This is a genomic window from Streptomyces sp. NPDC051219, from assembly GCF_040682335.1.
GTDB lineage: Bacteria > Actinomycetota > Actinomycetes > Streptomycetales > Streptomycetaceae > Streptomyces.
This window is the reverse complement of the sequence record NZ_JBFBAS010000025.1, coordinates 91,593-105,691: the sequence shown is the minus strand read 5'-3', so window position 1 is coordinate 105,691 and position 14,099 is coordinate 91,593. Positions and strand designations below refer to the sequence as shown.

Sequence of the window (14,099 nt, the reverse complement as noted above, 5' to 3'; positions counted from 1 at the left end):
GATTAGGATTCCAGCGCGGTGACATAAACCAATGCTATGCTCTCGGTCGTGAGTCAAGACACCCTGGTCAAACGGCAGTTCGGGCACCGTGCCCGGCTTTCACTGTCTCCTGCCGGGGTTCGCGCGGCGGATGGTCAGGCGCACGCGGCCCGCACCATGTGGAATCTTCTCCACGCGTGGTGGCGGATGATGCCGAAGGAAATGCGGACTCATCCGAACGCGGATGCCGCGATCCGCCAGGCCCGCGAGGACATCGACTTCCTGGCCGTCCTCCCCGCCCAGGTCGCGCAAGCGGTACTCAAGACGTACTTCCGGGCGTGGAAGAACTGCTGGGAGGGCCGCGCCGACGCCCCGAACTTCAAGGGCCGGTTGCGCACGGTGATGTCCGTGGACGTCCCGCAGGGCCGGGACCTGAACATCACCCGCGTGCACCGCCGCTGGGGCGTGGTCAACATTCCCAAGGTGGGCCGGGTCCGCTTCCGGTGGACCAAAGACCTTCCGGTCGGCACGCGTGCAGGCGCGGAGAACCGGATCACCGGGGCACGACTGATCAAGGACGCGCTCGGCTGGCACATCGCCTTGCGTGTTCAGGCCTTGGCGGTCAAGCCCGATCCCCACCAGGGGCCGGACGTCGGCATCGACGTGGGCGTCACCGTGCCCATAGCCCTCTCGGACGGCGAAACGTACGAGCACGGCGAATGGCTGACCGGCAAGGAGAAGGCCAGGCTTGTGCACCTGGAGCAGCGCGCCGCGCAGCGTAAGCAGCACCGCAAGCCCGGCGAGCGCACCAGCCGCCGGCTGCACCGCACCTACGACCAGATCGCAGGACTCCGCGCGAAAGCCAAGCGCCGGGCCCTGGACTGGCAGCACCGGACGACCACCGTCATCGCCCGCACATACGGCACCGTCGTGGTCGAAGCGCTCACCATCACGAACATGGTCAAGTCGGCCAGGGGAACCATCGAGGAACCGGGGAAGAACGTTGCCCAGAAGTCTGGGCTGAACCGCTCCATCAGCGGGGAGGCATGGGGCCGGACGGTCACCATGCTGACGTACAAGACCGCCCAGCTCGGCGGCACCCTGCACAAGGTCCCTGCCCCCGGCACCTCCAGGCGCTGCTCAGCGTGCGGCTTCACCACGCCCGGCAACCGGGAGAGCCAGGCCGTGTTCGTGTGCAAGAACCCGGACTGCGGACCCCACCACCAGCCGACACAGGCCGCGAGGGGCAGCACTGGGCGCGGGCTTCCACCTGCACGCTCACGCTACCGCCCCACGGTGGGAAACCCCCTTGCCAGACACAACGTCTGACATGGAATCGCTTAGCTGATCAGAGACGCTGATGGAGCACGCCGGCGTCGACCGCCTGCAGGCCCTGTACACCGCGATCGACGTGGTCCGGCGAGGTGGCACCATCTCCCTCGCGGGCGTCTACGGGGGGATGGCCGACCCGCTGCCGATGCTGACCCTGTTCGACAAGCAGATCCAGCTGCGGATGGGGCAGGCGAACGTCAGGCGCTGGGTGGATGACATCCTCCCTTTGCTGACGGACGGCGACCCGTTGGGCGTGGAGGGATTCGCGACCCACACCATGCCGTTGGAGAACGCGCCACAGGCCTATGCCATGTTCCAGGGCAAGGAGGACGGCATGATCAAGACGCTGCTCAAACCCTGACGCGTTGTTCGTCCAGGACCCGGCGCACGGCTTCCTCCACCGGTCCCGGGGTGGCCGGCTGTCCCAAGTCGGTGTCCCGGCCCAGTTGGCCGAGGTCGGGTGCGACGGTGATGCCTTCGTGGAAGAGCTCCTTCACGCCCCGGACGACCGCGCGCCTGCGTGCGGTGGTGGACTGGGTCGAGACCTGGGCGGAGACGGCGAGCGCGACGGCCATGAGGACCGTCGCGTTCCAGGTCCGGAAGCTTGGCCGTGAGGTCGGCGCCGGACCGCCGCCACAGATAGTCGTTGAGGTCCTCGGCACGGACGTCGTGCCACGCCCCGGCTTCCCGGTACCAGAAGAGCCCAGGGTCTTCAGCACTTCTGCGCAGCTGCGACTGCCCGGCCTTGTACACGCTGGGGTCGACCAGGCGGCGCGTCTGGCTCTTGGAGTATTTGGCCGGGACGTGAAACGGATCTGGCCGCGCCGGCAGCTCACGTGCTCGCGCAGCATGGTGGTCAGCCCGATCGGGCAGTGAGCCGGATAGCTCCCGCACGTGATCGTGCTTGGCCGCCTTCTGCTGGGCGCGGAATCCGGCGCGGCTGCCCGGCGCGTCACCGCCTCGGCGCGCACGGACGCCGCGGCAGTCACGCCGAGCAGTCACTCGGAGTCCGTTCCGTCGTCCGCATCGTCGTCCGTGTCGTCCCGCTCGCCCTCTGCCTGTGACGGAGTCGTCCTCGGCGTCTGGGGCCGGCCCGCTTCGTTCTCGTCCCGCTCGCCCTCGGCCTGGGACGGCGTCTGCTCGCTCATGTCTCTCCTTCCCGGAGCAGGCGGAAGCCTGCCCTCGGCGCATGCCGCGATCTGACACCTGCCCGTTTTGCGCGGATTCACCACGCTGGCGCCAGGACCGTATGGGCGGCGTGCCAAGGGGTATCCGAGGAGCGTGCGCACCGCCAGGACGCACAGGAAGAGACAGAGGAGAGAGGAGTTGTCAGCCGTGGATACGCGGACCGGCACCGAACCAGTGAGCAGCAGCCGCAGCCGTATCGCGCGTGAGCAGCGCATACGCACATGCCGCTCGGCCGTCGCGGAGACGGGGCGTGACGCCCCGGAGGCGGCGCGGGAGAGCAACCCCGAGTGGAACATCGTCAGGGGCGAGGACTGAGAAACTCCGGCCCGAGACGCATCGGACGGAACTTTCTGGACATCCGCCCTGCATGACGACCCTTCCCGGTGTGTACCAGTCGCATTGGATGGAAACGGCGCACGCACCCCCGCGCCCCCCGCTCTCCGACGACATCGAGGTCGACGTCGCCGTGATCGGGGCCGGCATCGCCGGTCTCAGCACCGCCTGGGAACTCGCCCGTACGGGGCGCAGCGTCGCGGTGCTGGAGGCCGACCGGGTCGCGGCGGGCGTCTCCGGCTACACCACGGCAAAGCTGACCGCACTGCACACGCTGATCTACGACCGACTGCGCCGGACCAGGGGACCGGAGGGTGCCCGGCTGTACGCGCAGTCGCAGAGCGAGGCGGTCGAGCACGTCGCCCGTGTCGCGGACGAGCTCGGCATCGACTGCGAACTGGAGCGGGCGCCCGCCTTCACGTACTGCGAGGATCCGGCCGGCACCGACGGCCTGCGGGCCGAGGCGGAAGCCGCGGCCGAAGCTGGCCTGAACGCCTCGTACGTGGACGAGACGGGCCTGCCGTTCGCCGTCGCGGGCGCGGTCCGTGTGGAGGACCAGGCACAGTTCCATCCCCGCAAGTACCTTCTCGCCCTGGCCGATGACGTGGAGGCGCGCGGCGGTCGTATTCACGAGCGGACTCGGGTGGCCCACCTGAAGGAGGGCGAGCCCTGCCGTGTCCGCACCGCCGCCGGAATGACGGTCACCGCGCGGAACGTCGTCGTCGCCACGCACTATCCGCTCTTCGACCGGGCGATGCTCTTCACCAGGCTTTCTCCGCGCCGCGAACTCGTTGTCGCCGGTCCCGTCGAGGACACCCGGGACCCCCGCGGCATGTACATCACGGAGGAGCAGAACACGCGCTCGGTGCGCACAGCCCCGTACGGAGAGGGCCGGCGGTTGCTGATCGTCACGGGCGAGTCCTTCACTCCGGGTACCGGTGACACCGTCGAACGCTTCGCGCGACTGGCGGCCTGGGCTCAGGACCTTTTCGTGGGCTTCGGCGTCACCCATCGCTGGGCGGCGCAGGACAACGACCCCACGGACACCGTGCCTCTGGTCGGACGGATGCACCCGGGCGGGGACCACGCCTATGTCGCCACCGGCTTCGGCGGCTGGGGCATGAGCGGCGGAGTGATGGCGGGACGGCTTCTGGCCTCTCTCATCGAGGGGAAGCAACTGCCGTGGGCAGGCATCTACGACCCGCGGCGGCTGAAGACCGCGCTGCGTGAGGCGCCGGAGTTCCTCAAGCACCAGGCCGTGGTCGGCAAGCACTTCGTGGGGGACCGGCTGCGTACACCCACTCCCGTTTCGGTCGCCGATATCGCGCCTGGCACGGGCGCCGTGGTGCGGGTCGCCGGAGAGCGCTGCGCGGTCTACCGCGACGAGAGTGGCACCGCGCACGCCGTCACCGCCCGCTGCACCCATCTCGGCTGCGTCGTCGCCTTCAACAACGCCGAGCGGACGTGGGAGTGCCCGTGCCACGGCTCGCGCTTCAGTATCGACGGCGATGTCGTTCATGGCCCGGCCAACCGTCCCCTGGACAAGCGTGACGTGGAGGATTCCCGCGAGGGGCCGGGCTGACGGCGCGAGGCACCGCGCGTCCGCGGCGCCTGCGGCCTGGACGACCACGCCCGTCGTCGCCTTCGCGACTACCGCACGTCGTCCTCCTCCGACTACCGCACGTCGTCCTCCTCACCGGTGTCCTCGCCCGTGTCGACGTGCATCGCGGCTTCCTCCGCCGACGCCGCGCCGCCGTCGACACCCACGTCGCGCGCCACGACGTCGATATTGCGGCGCGGCGGCGGCTCGTCGGCCGGTGTGAGGCGGCCGGCGCGGGTGTCGCCGGCCTGATCGTCCACGGGCTCGCCCTCACCAGCGGGCAGATCGCCGATCCCGTCCCCGTCGGGCGGTTGGACGTCGGGCGTTTCCTGGGCCAGACGCTGGTCGAGGGACTCGCCTTCGCGCTGTTCACGGCCGGTGGTTCCGTACTTGGTCACCCCGAGGGGGCGCTCCGGCGGGGAGTACCCCTCCTCCATCATGTCGTCCAGCCCACGTTCCCCGATCGTGTTCTCCAGGTCGAGATCGTCGGTGGGCGGGTTGTCCACGTCTGAGTGCTCGGGCTGGTAGACGTCGTCGCCTCGTGCCTCGTCGGACATGGTTGCTCCTCTCTCGACAGACTTGAGGGACTCTGAGCCCTCGGTCGTGCAGCGGGTGCCGGTACGCCGCGGCGGCTCACGCCGAGACGGGAAAACGTGCCCACACCCGGTGCTCCGTGAGCAGGGTGGTGACCTCGTCCAGAACCTCCTGCGGTTCTCCACCGACCACACCGGGGGAGTCGCCGGGGCATCCGGCCGCCTCCAGTACGCGTTGGCCGTCCGCCCAGTGCCCGAGCGGTTTGGCGTGGCGGAAGGCTTCGCCGACCATGAGCGTCACGCGCGGGTCCACATCCGAGGTGCCCGGTGTGGCGTGTGCGGCCTTGGCGTCCCGCGCACCGTACGCGTCCGCGCCCGGCGCCGGAGCGCAGGCCAGCAGCAGTGCGTCGAACTCCACCGACCGTGCGGTGGCGAAAGTGCGCTGGACGGGCAGCGGGGCCGCGCCGTCTCCTTCCAGTACTCCGCCGGTGGGAGCGATGAGGAGGGGCACCATGCCGCCGTCGAACACCGCCTTCCGTACGGCCCGTACGGCGGCGACGTCGCAGCTGTCGTCGGCGACGATGCCGACGATCCGCCCGGCGGCGGGCCAGGTCTGGCCCATCTGCGAGAGAGCCGGGCTGGGCTCGGTGAGCGGGAACGGCTTGCCGGGCTGGGGCGCGGTCAGTCCGAGGCCCTCCGCCACCCGCGCGCACAGTTCGGAATCGATCCCGGCGAGAACCTCGAGCATGCGCTCCTTGATGGCGTTCTCGTAGCACTTGGCGAGTTCGAAGGTGTAGGCGGCGATGAGATGTTCGCGCTCCACCGGACTGAGACTCAGCCAGAACAGCCGGGGCTGGCTCGTGTGGTCGGCGAACGAGGCCGGGGCATCGCGTACTTTGGCCGCCTCGGGTGTGGACACCGGTACTTCGACGAAGGCTCGGGTGTCGGCGCCGGCCAGGAACGGGCAGCCGCCGTCCAGAGAGTCGGGCCGGTACGGGGCGACGCCCGTGTGGACCGCGGTCTGGTGCATGCCGTCGCGCAGCATGTCGTTGACAGGGGCCTGCGGCCGGTTGATGGGGATCTGGCCGAAGTTCGGCCCGCCGAGGCGGGAGATCTGGGTGTCGAGGTAGGAGAAGAGGCGGCCCGCCAACAAGGGGTCGTCGGTGATGTCGATGCCGGGCACGAGGTGTCCGGGATGAAAGGCGACCTGCTCGGTCTGGGCGAAGTAGTTCTCCGGGTTCCTGTTGAGCGTCAGCAGGCCGATCGGCTGGACCGGCGCCAGTTCTTCCGGAACGATCTTGGTCGGATCGAGCAGGTCGATGCTCTCGAAGGTCTGATCGGCGGTGTCCGGAAAAGCCTGGATACCGAGTTCCCACTCGGGGAACGCACCTGCCTCGATGCCGTCGGCGAGGTCGCGGCGGTGGAAGTCGGGATCGAGACCGCTGATCATCTGGGCCTCTTCCCAGAGTAGAGAATGCACACCTGCCCTGGGCTTCCAGTGGAACTTCACCAGCGTCGTCCCGCCCTCCTGGTCGACCAGGCGGAAGGTGTGGACGCCGAAGCCCTCCATCATCCGGTAGGAGCGCGGAATGCCGCGGTCGGACATGTTCCACATGGTGTGGAAGGTGGCCTCGGTGTGCAGCGAGACGAAGTCCCAGAACGTGTCGTGTGCGCTTTGGGCCTGTGGGATCTCCCGGTCGGGGTGCGGCTTCGCGGCATGGATGACGTCCGGGAACTTGATGGCGTCCTGGATGAAGAAGACCGGAATGTTGTTCCCCACCAGGTCGAAGGTGCCTTCGTCCGTATAGAACTTCGTCGCGAATCCGCGGGTGTCACGGACTGTGTCGGCGGACCCCCGGGAGCCCAGCACCGTGGAGAAGCGGACGAAGACGGGTGTCTCCACATCAGCCGCGAGGAAGGCGGCCTTCGTGACGGAGGCGGCGGTGCCGTAACTCCGGAAGACCCCGTGCGCCGCCGCACCCCGGGCATGGACGACGCGCTCCGGGATGCGTTCGTGGTCGAAGTGCATGATCTTCTCGCGCAGGTGGTGGTCCTGCAGGAGAACCGGCCCGCGCGGGCCCGCTTTGAGAGAGTGGTCGGTGTCGTACAGCCGCACTCCCTGAGCGGTCGTCAGGTAGGCGCCGCCCTGGCTCCGGGAGGCCGGGGGAGCGCCGGTGGGCTTGCCGGTGGGGGAGACGGCCTCGGGGCCGCTCTGGTCGGGCTTGGGTGGCAGCGGCTCCCGGGGCCGGGTCGGTTCCTCCCGCGAGGGAGCCTCACTGGCGGGGCGTCCCGGGACGACTGCCTCTTCCTCGACGGGGTGGGACTCTTCCACGATTCCTCCTGTGAACGGGCATGAGCACGGGGGCTGGGCTGTCTGTCCACCAGTAACCCGCATGAAATAGATCAAACCGTCAGACTTTGTTCACACTGGGTCACGGGAGTGTGGTCGACGGTACGAGCGTGCCCGGTGGGGTAGCCGCCACGCATGAACGAAGTCAGGCCTCTGGCAGTTGTCACCGGCGCCTCCAGTGGCATCGGGTTCGAACTCGCCAAGCAATTCGCCGAAAACGGATTCGATCTCCTGGTCAACGCCGAGGACCCGGGCGTGGAGGGCGCGGCCGACCGGCTCCGGGCCGCCGGTGCCGACGTCCAGGTCGTCCGCGCGGACCTGGCCACCTTCGACGGTGTGGAACAGCTCTACGCCTCGATCGCTGCGACCCGTCGGCCTGTCAGCGCCGCCGCTCTCAACGCCGGTGTCGGCCAGGGCGGAGCATTCCTCGACAACGACCTGGCGGACGAGGCCAGGATCATCGACCTGAACATCACGTCGACCGTGCACCTGGCCAAACGCCTATTGCCGGACATGGTTGCCGAGCACGACGGCAGGGTGCTCATCACGTCCTCCATCGCTTCCACGATGCCCGGGTCGTTCCATGCGGTGTACAACGCGTCGAAGTCGTTCCTGCGGTCCTTCGCCGAGGCGCTGCGGGACGAGCTCCGGGACACCGGGGTGACGGTGACCTCGCTGATGCCCGGCCCCACCGCGACGGGCTTCTTCCACCGCGCCGGTATGGACGACACCAGGGTCGGCCGGCAGCCGAAGGACGATCCGGCCAAGGTCGCCAAGGACGGCTTCGACGCCCTCATGAGCGAACGGGGCAAGGTCGTCGCCGGGTCGCTGAAGACCAAGGCGCAAGGAGTCGCCAGCAAGGTGCTGCCCGACAAGCTGAAGGCCGCCGCACACCGGCGCCTGGCGGAACCGGGCTCCGGCAAGTAGGGGGACCAGTCGGTTTTCGCGTTCACCCGCATCTGTCGGACGCCTTCCGCGGCCTCCCGCTCGGCACGAGTGCCGGCGGGCCGGTGCTGTGGTCGCTGGTGGGGGCGGCGGGCATCGCGGGGGTCTTCCTACCGCTGCGATGCGGGCGTACCGCTCCAGAGTCTGATGCCTCCAGGGCGAAACATGTCGATGCGTGGTGGTTGAGGCGGGTTCACCGGACCGGTTTTGCGGATACCCGTACAACATGGCACCCATATGGCGAACCAAGAGTCAGCAGGATGAGCGGCACCCGGAGCGCGAGGACGCCGAGCCGGGCGGCGGCCGGGCGGGACCGGATCCGGAGGTGGAGTCGGCGGCCCCGGACGAGCCGAGGGAGTTGCCCAAGAAATCGTGGGGGGCCGTGCTGCGGCGCACGGTCGCGGAGTTCAAGGACGACGAACTCGCGGACCGGGCGGCGGCGCTGACCTACTACGGCATCCTGGCGCTGTTCCCGGCCCTGCTGGTGCTGGTCTCCCTTCTCGGCGTCGCGGGTGAGTCGGCCACGAAGAGCATTCTGGACAACCTCAAACAGCTCACGCCCGGCTCCGCACGCGACATCATCACCAACGCGGTGACACAGCTCCAGTCCAGCGGCGGCACCGGATCCGTTCTGGCGATTGTCGGCCTGCTGATGGCCCTGTGGTCGGCTTCGGGGTATGTGGCCGCGTTCATCCGCACTTCCAACGCCGTTTACGACATCCCTGAGGGCCGCCCGGCATGGAAGGTCACCCCGCTGCGCCTGGCGCTGACGGTGGTGCTGATGATCTTGGCGTGCGTCAGCGCGCTGATCGTCGTGTTCACCGGCACCCTGGCCAGGCAGCTGGGCACGGCGCTGGGGATGGGGGACACCGCCTTGACGGTGTGGTCGATCGCGAAGTGGCCGGTCCTGGTCCTGCTGGTCACCATCATGATCGCGGTCCTGTACTGGGCGTCGCCGAACGCGCGGGGCCGCGGCTTCAAGTGGATCACCCCGGGCAGCTTCCTGGCGCTGGTCATCTGGTTGATCGCCTCGGCGGGTTTCGCGCTGTACGTCGCGAACTTCGGTTCCTACAACAAGACGTACGGCACCCTGGCCGGAGTGATCATCTTCCTGGTCTGGCTGTGGATCACGAATCTGGCCATTCTTCTCGGCCTGGAGTTCGACGCGGAGCTGGCGCGGGAACGCGCGATCATCGGCGGCCACCCCAAGGAGGAGGAGCCGTACGTCGAGCCCCGTGACACCCGCAAATGGACCGCTGCCGACCGCAAGCACATGGGCGAGGAAGTGTGACGGCGTACGCCCGTACGGCGCCCGGTCCAGCATCGGGCGGGTGAGCACCGCCCCGGGCCGACAGGGGTATCGCCCCCGTCGGCCGTGCGCGGGAACCGGGCCGGCGGTGAGCCGACGTGATCAGGCTGAAGTCTGGGCGGTGCCGTGGTCGGCGCCGGCGGTCCGGTTGATCTTGTCTATCGCCTGGCGGGCGTGTTCACCGGGTGAGCGGGCGGTGAGAGTGGAAACGGTGGAGGGCGCGGTGAGGGGCTGGCCGCGCTCCGGAGCGGGCCTCGCGTGAGCGGCCGACCGCGTACGCAGGCGGTGGCTGGCAGCCTCGTCAAGGCTGACCGGGCGCTGCATCTGGGCGGCGAGCCGGCCGGCTTCCTGGCCGAGCGCGGCGACGTCGTCCCATGCGAGCCGGAGTACCAGACGCAGTTCGGCCTCTCCATCGGGGAGGGCTTGGAGGGGAAGGCTGACGGGGTCGGTCATGGGCTGATCCTCAGGGTCTCGGGAGAGGGCCACGGCGGAGCGCTGCGCACCACGGGTTCGGTCGTGCGACCACTGGTACGCAGAACCGGCCCGGTGTGTTCAGAGGCCGCGTGGGAGCCCTGAGGCGTTGCGCGGATCAGCCGCCCGGACCGCCACTGCCGAAGGCTCCGCCGCTCTTGTCGGGGCCGCCCCGACCGTCCTTGTCCTCCGGCTGTGCCTGGTCGCCCAGGTTGCCGAAGCCCTTCATCTCGTGCGGGTGGAGCCGTTGGCCGTCCGGTGGAAACTCGTCCGGTTCCAGCTCTCGACCCTGCTGCCGGGCGGGTTCTCGCCGTTGTCCCCGCTCCTTCGAACGGGACGGGGCATCGTGCCTCCGCCGGATGCCCCACCACACCAGTCCGATCAGGAGCGCGACCACCACGAGTCCGACAATGAAGGGGGCAATTCCCACCAGCAAATCCCTTTCCCCCTCGGCTGCGAGGGAAGCGGGAAGCGTCCTGCTGTCCTGCCAACTGAGTAGGTTCATGCGATCTGTCTACCCGATTCACCCCAGTTATTCGGAGGGCGTGCCTGTGCGTCGCTCTTCGCTGGTCCCATACCCGGTGGGCAGTGGTATCGCAGGAGGCCGAAGTCGGGTATCGGTGGTGACCCGGTTTCGAGCGCGGGTGTGAGCGGGTCGGCCCCGGGGGCCCTCGCCGGGATGGCGGCGCACGCCGTGCGTGAGGGGCCGGGCAGGTCGCCCGGGAGCCAGAAGTTACGAATGCAATGAATTGGGAAGCGCGGCAGCGCGGTCGAGGTGCGTGGGCTGGGTGCTGGTGCTGGGGCTGGGCGCTCGATGGTGGAAGCCGGGTGACGGAAGTGTGGCGGCACGGCGGGTGGGCACCCTGCTGTCATGGCCGGACTTGACCGGGTGCGCCGGCTCGACGAGGCGCTGACCCGTCGTCTCGCGGCGTGGAAGTCCCCTCGGGCGCGGCAGTTGCTGCCGGCCGTGGAGTCCGCGGCCGAGCGCACCAAGCTCTGGTGGGCAGTCGCGGCGTTGATGGCAGCCACGGGAAGGAAGGCGGACCGCGACGCCGCCCTCTCGGGCCTGACGAGCATGATCACCGCAGACGCCGCTTCGAACCTGTGCAAGCACCTCTGCGAGCGGCGCAGACCGCCCGGGCGGCTCATCCCCCATGCGGGCGTCCACGACCGCCCGCACGGCTCCTCGTTCCCCTCAGGGCACACGGCCGCAGCAGTCGGCTTTGCGGCGGCGGCCGCCTTCCGGTCGCCGTGGACAGGGGCGCGGGCGGCGGTCCCCGCCGCCATGGTCGCGGCGGAGCGTCTGCAGAGGGGTGCGCACCACCCCGGTGACGTCGCTGCCGGAGCCGCGATCGGTCTGACCTGTGCCTGGCTGGTGCACCGCCACCCCGGCACCCGGTGGGCCGGGAGGCTCACCATCCGGGCCGCTCACGCGACAGCAGTGGCATCAGGGGCGGTGCGGGAGGCGAGGGCCGCGAGGGCGGCGGGAGCGGCCAGGGCGGCCCGGAGGCGGCCGGGGCGGTGAAGCGTCCGGGCCGCGCCTTGCTCTCCTCGGGGGCACACTGGTGACGCCGCTGTTCCGGACGCCGAGGAGCGCTGTGCCTGTTCCGATCATCATCGACTGCGATCCGGGGCACGACGATGCCGTCGCGCTCATGCTCGCCGCAGGAGACCCATCGGTCGACCTGCTGGCGATCACCACGGTGGCCGGCAATCAGACGGTCGACAAGACCACATTGAACGCGCGCAGGGTCTGCACCGTCGCCGGCATCACCGGTGTACCTCTCGCAGCCGGCTGCGCACGCCCCTTGGTCCAGCCGCAACTCGTGGCCGACGACGTCCACGGGGAGTCCGGCCTCGACGGCCCGCAGTTCGGGGCACCAACGGTGGACGTGGCTCCGGAACACGCGGTGGACCTCATGCACCGGATCCTGACCGGGCATCCGGAACCCGTCACACTCGTCCCGACCGCGCCGCTGACGAACATCGCCCTGCTGCTGACCAGGTATCCCGACACTGCCGCACGCATCCGCGAGATCGTACTCATGGGTGGCTCCACCGAACGGGGCAACAGGACCCCGGCGGCCGAGTTCAACATCTACGCCGACCCCGAAGCAGCGGACATCGTCTTCCGAAGCGGCGTGCCGGTCACCATGTGCGGGCTCAACGTCACCCATCAGGCGCTCGCCACCCCCGAGGTGGTCGCCCGCTTCGAAGGTCTCGGCACCGATCTCGGCCGTACCTGCGCCCAGCTGATGACCTTCTTCGGATCCACCTACCGGCGACTGTGGGGTTTCGAGTCCCCGCCGCTGCACGACCCGGTCGCGGTGGCCCGTGTCATCGACCCGGCGATCGTGCACTGCGTCGACGCGAGCGTGGCGGTCGAACTGCACGGACACCACACCCGGGGCGCGACGGTGGTGGACCTGCACGGCTACCTCGGCCGGCCCGTCAACGCGCGCGTCGCGGTGACCCTGGACCGCGAACTGTTCTGGGACCGGGTGGTCGGAGCCGTCGAAGCGCTGGGGAGCCGCATGCCCTGAGCCGGCGTGGGTGACCAAGTCGCGGGCTGCTCAGGTGCGTCGACGGCGTAGGACGCAGCAGCGCCGAGGCCGTCGGCAAGGAGATCGATCAGCGCACCGACGTCCCCAAGACCATCCGCGGTGACGCGTTCACGTCTCTCCTCGGCGGCTTCCTCGGTCTGCCGCTCATGGTCACCAGCGGCGAGAACATCGGGATCGTGCGTGTCATAGGTGTGCGCAGCCGGTGCGTGACCGCCGCGTCCGGAGTCGTCCTCATTCTCATAGGCTTCATCGCGCCCGTCACCCGGGCGATCAGCGTCGTCCCGTCGGCCGTGGTCGGCGGTACCGCGATGGCGGTGTTCGCCGTCATCACCGTGCTCGGTGGTCGCGGGCGACCACCCCTGCCCCTTGACACGGCACGCCGAACTCGCGGAGCGACCCTCGCGCGCCCACGGCCACGGGCGCGCGGGTGCCCGCGTCGGTGACGGTGGTGAAACCGCCGCGAAGCGACTCCAGCGCCGCCAACTTGGCTGCTACGTAGGCGGATTCTTCGTCGAGCGCGTTCTCCAGCGGCACCCAGACCCGGCGGAAGATCTCCGACGGCTCACCGAAGGCGAGGGACGAACCGAAGCCGCGTTCGTCCAGGGGGCCAGTGGCCTGGGCTTCGCCCTGATCGTCGCGCCCGTGGGATCTCGGCACCGATCAGCCAGGCAAGCACCACCTGGTTGACGGTCGCGCCGGTTTCCCCGGCCACCTCCCCCAGCACCGACAGGCAGGCGGGTGCGCCCCAGTGGTCGAAGGCGGGGCCCGGCGGCTTGTCCTCGCGTACGTAACCGCCGGACAGCAGGGGTGAGTAGGCGACCAACGCGAGGCCGGGCTCGGAGCGCAGGTAGCCGGGCAGGTCGCCGCTGACCACGCCGGGGGTGAAGTGCACTCGATGTCAACCCCCGGGGGACCGGCCCCACGGCGGCCGCCCGCCGGAATGATCGCATTGACAGTGTGGTGGGCGGTGAGAGGGCGGATACATGTGACCGGGAGCCCGTGCCGTAACGCACGTCGCACGCAGCACGCCGGTGGGGCCGGCCGGAGAAGTCCGGCCGGCCCCACCGGCGTCGCGGTCTGTCAGGCGCGGTGACCGCCGTAGTAACCGCCGATCTGCTCGTGGTACCCGGCATCGCCGATGTGCTTGTCCTTGTCGAACTCGGGGGCGTCCTTGATCTCGGCCTTGGTCCGGTTGACGTAGATCTTCTCTTCCGCCGCGTCGACCCGCGTGACCGTACCGGCCGGCAGGAGGACGTGCTTGCCGAAGACCCATACGCCCGTGTCGACGACGAGGTACGCCGAACCGACATCGTCGGAGTGCTTGTCGACCTTACCGATGGATCCGTCCGTCGCCTCGACCTTGTAGCCGATCAGGGTGTTGCCGACGGTATGACCGGTCGTCGGCTGGTAACCCCAGATGTTCTCACTCATTGAGCGTCTCCTTCATCGACGATTTCACGCAGCGGCGGTATTTACGCAGCACTGCGAAGTGCAT

The 14,099-nt window shown here is 69.3% G+C and carries 15 protein-coding genes and 3 pseudogenes; 9 read left to right on the top strand and 9 right to left on the bottom strand.

Annotated elements, in window-relative coordinates; genetic code table 11:
* Positions 1 to 48: 48 nt before the first annotated feature.
* Both AB0M62_RS25175 and AB0M62_RS25170 read left to right on the top strand, forming a co-directional pair.
* On the top strand, positions 49 to 1,308 hold the full coding sequence (locus AB0M62_RS25175; protein WP_366076546.1) for a transposase: 1,260 nt from the start codon (positions 49 to 51) through the stop codon (positions 1,306 to 1,308).
* 22 nt (positions 1,309 to 1,330) lie between these two features.
* Positions 1,331 to 1,672, top strand: a pseudogene (locus tag AB0M62_RS25170) (glutathione-dependent formaldehyde dehydrogenase); the annotation flags it as partial.
* Here the strand turns inward: AB0M62_RS25170 and AB0M62_RS25165 are convergent.
* Both AB0M62_RS25165 and AB0M62_RS25160 read right to left on the bottom strand, forming a co-directional pair.
* The gene (locus tag AB0M62_RS25165) at positions 1,662 to 1,886 is read right to left on the bottom strand and encodes a hypothetical protein (protein WP_366076545.1); all 225 of its coding nucleotides are present in this window, start codon (positions 1,884 to 1,886) and stop codon (positions 1,662 to 1,664) included. The pseudogene AB0M62_RS25170 and the gene AB0M62_RS25165 overlap by 11 nt on opposite strands.
* A gap of 423 nt (positions 1,887 to 2,309) precedes the next feature.
* On the bottom strand, positions 2,310 to 2,459 hold the full coding sequence (locus AB0M62_RS25160; RefSeq protein ID WP_366076544.1) for a hypothetical protein: 150 nt from the start codon (positions 2,457 to 2,459) through the stop codon (positions 2,310 to 2,312).
* 187 nt (positions 2,460 to 2,646) lie between these two features.
* Here AB0M62_RS25160 and AB0M62_RS25155 point away from each other — a divergent pair, with 187 nt between their 5' ends.
* On the top strand, positions 2,647 to 2,814 hold the full coding sequence (locus AB0M62_RS25155; RefSeq protein WP_366076543.1) for a hypothetical protein: 168 nt from the start codon (positions 2,647 to 2,649) through the stop codon (positions 2,812 to 2,814).
* Between the two features lie 52 nt (positions 2,815 to 2,866).
* Positions 2,867 to 4,414: an FAD-dependent oxidoreductase gene (locus AB0M62_RS25150; protein WP_366076542.1), complete on the top strand. Its 1,548-nt coding sequence runs from the start codon at positions 2,867 to 2,869 to the stop codon at positions 4,412 to 4,414.
* 92 nt (positions 4,415 to 4,506) lie between these two features.
* On the opposite strand, the gene AB0M62_RS25145 is transcribed toward AB0M62_RS25150, so the two are convergent.
* Positions 4,507 to 4,989: a DUF5709 domain-containing protein gene (locus AB0M62_RS25145; protein WP_366076541.1), complete on the bottom strand. Its 483-nt coding sequence runs from the start codon at positions 4,987 to 4,989 to the stop codon at positions 4,507 to 4,509.
* A gap of 76 nt (positions 4,990 to 5,065) precedes the next feature.
* Complete coding sequence (locus tag AB0M62_RS25140) at positions 5,066 to 7,297, bottom strand: catalase (protein WP_366076540.1); 2,232 nt, start codon at positions 7,295 to 7,297, stop codon at positions 5,066 to 5,068.
* Between the two features lie 153 nt (positions 7,298 to 7,450).
* Between AB0M62_RS25140 and AB0M62_RS25135 the strand changes: the two genes are divergently transcribed.
* Together AB0M62_RS25135 and AB0M62_RS25130 are read left to right on the top strand one after the other, a co-directional pair.
* Positions 7,451 to 8,242 carry an SDR family NAD(P)-dependent oxidoreductase gene (locus AB0M62_RS25135; protein WP_366076539.1) on the top strand — a complete coding sequence of 264 codons (792 nt, stop codon included), beginning with the start codon at positions 7,451 to 7,453 and terminating at the stop codon, positions 8,240 to 8,242.
* Positions 8,243 to 8,486: 244 nt separating this feature from the next.
* Positions 8,487 to 9,551, top strand: coding sequence for a YihY/virulence factor BrkB family protein (locus AB0M62_RS25130; protein ID WP_366076538.1), 1,065 nt, complete (start codon positions 8,487 to 8,489; stop codon positions 9,549 to 9,551).
* Positions 9,552 to 9,671: 120 nt separating this feature from the next.
* Here AB0M62_RS25130 and AB0M62_RS25125 read toward each other — a convergent pair whose 3' ends face one another.
* The gene (locus AB0M62_RS25125) at positions 9,672 to 10,022 is read right to left on the bottom strand and encodes a hypothetical protein (RefSeq protein ID WP_366076537.1); all 351 of its coding nucleotides are present in this window, start codon (positions 10,020 to 10,022) and stop codon (positions 9,672 to 9,674) included.
* 136 nt (positions 10,023 to 10,158) lie between these two features.
* Positions 10,159 to 10,545, bottom strand: coding sequence for a DUF6479 family protein (locus AB0M62_RS25120; RefSeq protein WP_366076536.1), 387 nt, complete (start codon positions 10,543 to 10,545; stop codon positions 10,159 to 10,161).
* A 366-nt stretch (positions 10,546 to 10,911) separates the two neighbouring features.
* Between AB0M62_RS25120 and AB0M62_RS25115 the strand changes: the two genes are divergently transcribed.
* The 3 genes from AB0M62_RS25115 (at position 10,912) to AB0M62_RS25105 (ending at position 13,047) form a co-directional block, all read left to right on the top strand.
* Positions 10,912 to 11,565: a phosphatase PAP2 family protein gene (locus AB0M62_RS25115; RefSeq protein WP_366076535.1), complete on the top strand. Its 654-nt coding sequence runs from the start codon at positions 10,912 to 10,914 to the stop codon at positions 11,563 to 11,565.
* Between the two features lie 73 nt (positions 11,566 to 11,638).
* Positions 11,639 to 12,583, top strand: a complete 945-nt coding sequence (locus AB0M62_RS25110) for a nucleoside hydrolase (protein ID WP_366076534.1) — start codon at positions 11,639 to 11,641, stop codon at positions 12,581 to 12,583.
* A gap of 26 nt (positions 12,584 to 12,609) precedes the next feature.
* Entirely contained in the window at positions 12,610 to 13,047 is a 438-nt protein-coding gene (locus AB0M62_RS25105) for a solute carrier family 23 protein (protein ID WP_366076550.1), read from the top strand.
* On the opposite strand, the pseudogene AB0M62_RS25100 reads toward AB0M62_RS25105, so the two are convergent.
* The 3 genes and pseudogenes from AB0M62_RS25100 to AB0M62_RS25090 form a co-directional block, all read right to left on the bottom strand.
* Positions 13,025 to 13,192, bottom strand: a pseudogene (locus AB0M62_RS25100) (amidohydrolase); the annotation flags it as partial. The gene AB0M62_RS25105 and the pseudogene AB0M62_RS25100 overlap by 23 nt on opposite strands.
* Before the next feature lie 55 nt (positions 13,193 to 13,247).
* Positions 13,248 to 13,466 (bottom strand): annotated as a pseudogene (locus tag AB0M62_RS25095) (aldo/keto reductase); the annotation flags it as partial.
* A 218-nt stretch (positions 13,467 to 13,684) separates the two neighbouring features.
* The gene (locus AB0M62_RS25090) at positions 13,685 to 14,035 is read right to left on the bottom strand and encodes a PRC-barrel domain-containing protein (protein WP_366076533.1); all 351 of its coding nucleotides are present in this window, start codon (positions 14,033 to 14,035) and stop codon (positions 13,685 to 13,687) included.
* Positions 14,036 to 14,099 lie beyond the last annotated feature (64 nt).

What these genes read in the sequence shown, in the direction of transcription:
- AB0M62_RS25165 (WP_366076545.1), bottom strand. Translation starts at nt 1,886, where the DNA reads ATGGCCGTCGCGCTCGCCGTCTCCGCCCAGGTCTCGACCCAGTCCACC.
- AB0M62_RS25160 (WP_366076544.1), bottom strand. Translation starts at nt 2,459, where the DNA reads ATGAGCGAGCAGACGCCGTCCCAGGCCGAGGGCGAGCGGGACGAGAAC.
- AB0M62_RS25150 (WP_366076542.1), top strand. Translation starts at nt 2,867, where the DNA reads ATGACGACCCTTCCCGGTGTGTACCAGTCGCATTGGATGGAAACGGCG.
- AB0M62_RS25145 (WP_366076541.1), bottom strand. Translation starts at nt 4,989, where the DNA reads ATGTCCGACGAGGCACGAGGCGACGACGTCTACCAGCCCGAGCACTCA.
- AB0M62_RS25135 (WP_366076539.1), top strand. Translation starts at nt 7,451, where the DNA reads ATGAACGAAGTCAGGCCTCTGGCAGTTGTCACCGGCGCCTCCAGTGGC.
- AB0M62_RS25130 (WP_366076538.1), top strand. Translation starts at nt 8,487, where the DNA reads ATGGCACCCATATGGCGAACCAAGAGTCAGCAGGATGAGCGGCACCCG.
- AB0M62_RS25125 (WP_366076537.1), bottom strand. Translation starts at nt 10,022, where the DNA reads ATGACCGACCCCGTCAGCCTTCCCCTCCAAGCCCTCCCCGATGGAGAG.
- AB0M62_RS25120 (WP_366076536.1), bottom strand. Translation starts at nt 10,545, where the DNA reads ATGAACCTACTCAGTTGGCAGGACAGCAGGACGCTTCCCGCTTCCCTC.
- AB0M62_RS25115 (WP_366076535.1), top strand. Translation starts at nt 10,912, where the DNA reads ATGGCCGGACTTGACCGGGTGCGCCGGCTCGACGAGGCGCTGACCCGT.
- AB0M62_RS25090 (WP_366076533.1), bottom strand. Translation starts at nt 14,035, where the DNA reads ATGAGTGAGAACATCTGGGGTTACCAGCCGACGACCGGTCATACCGTC.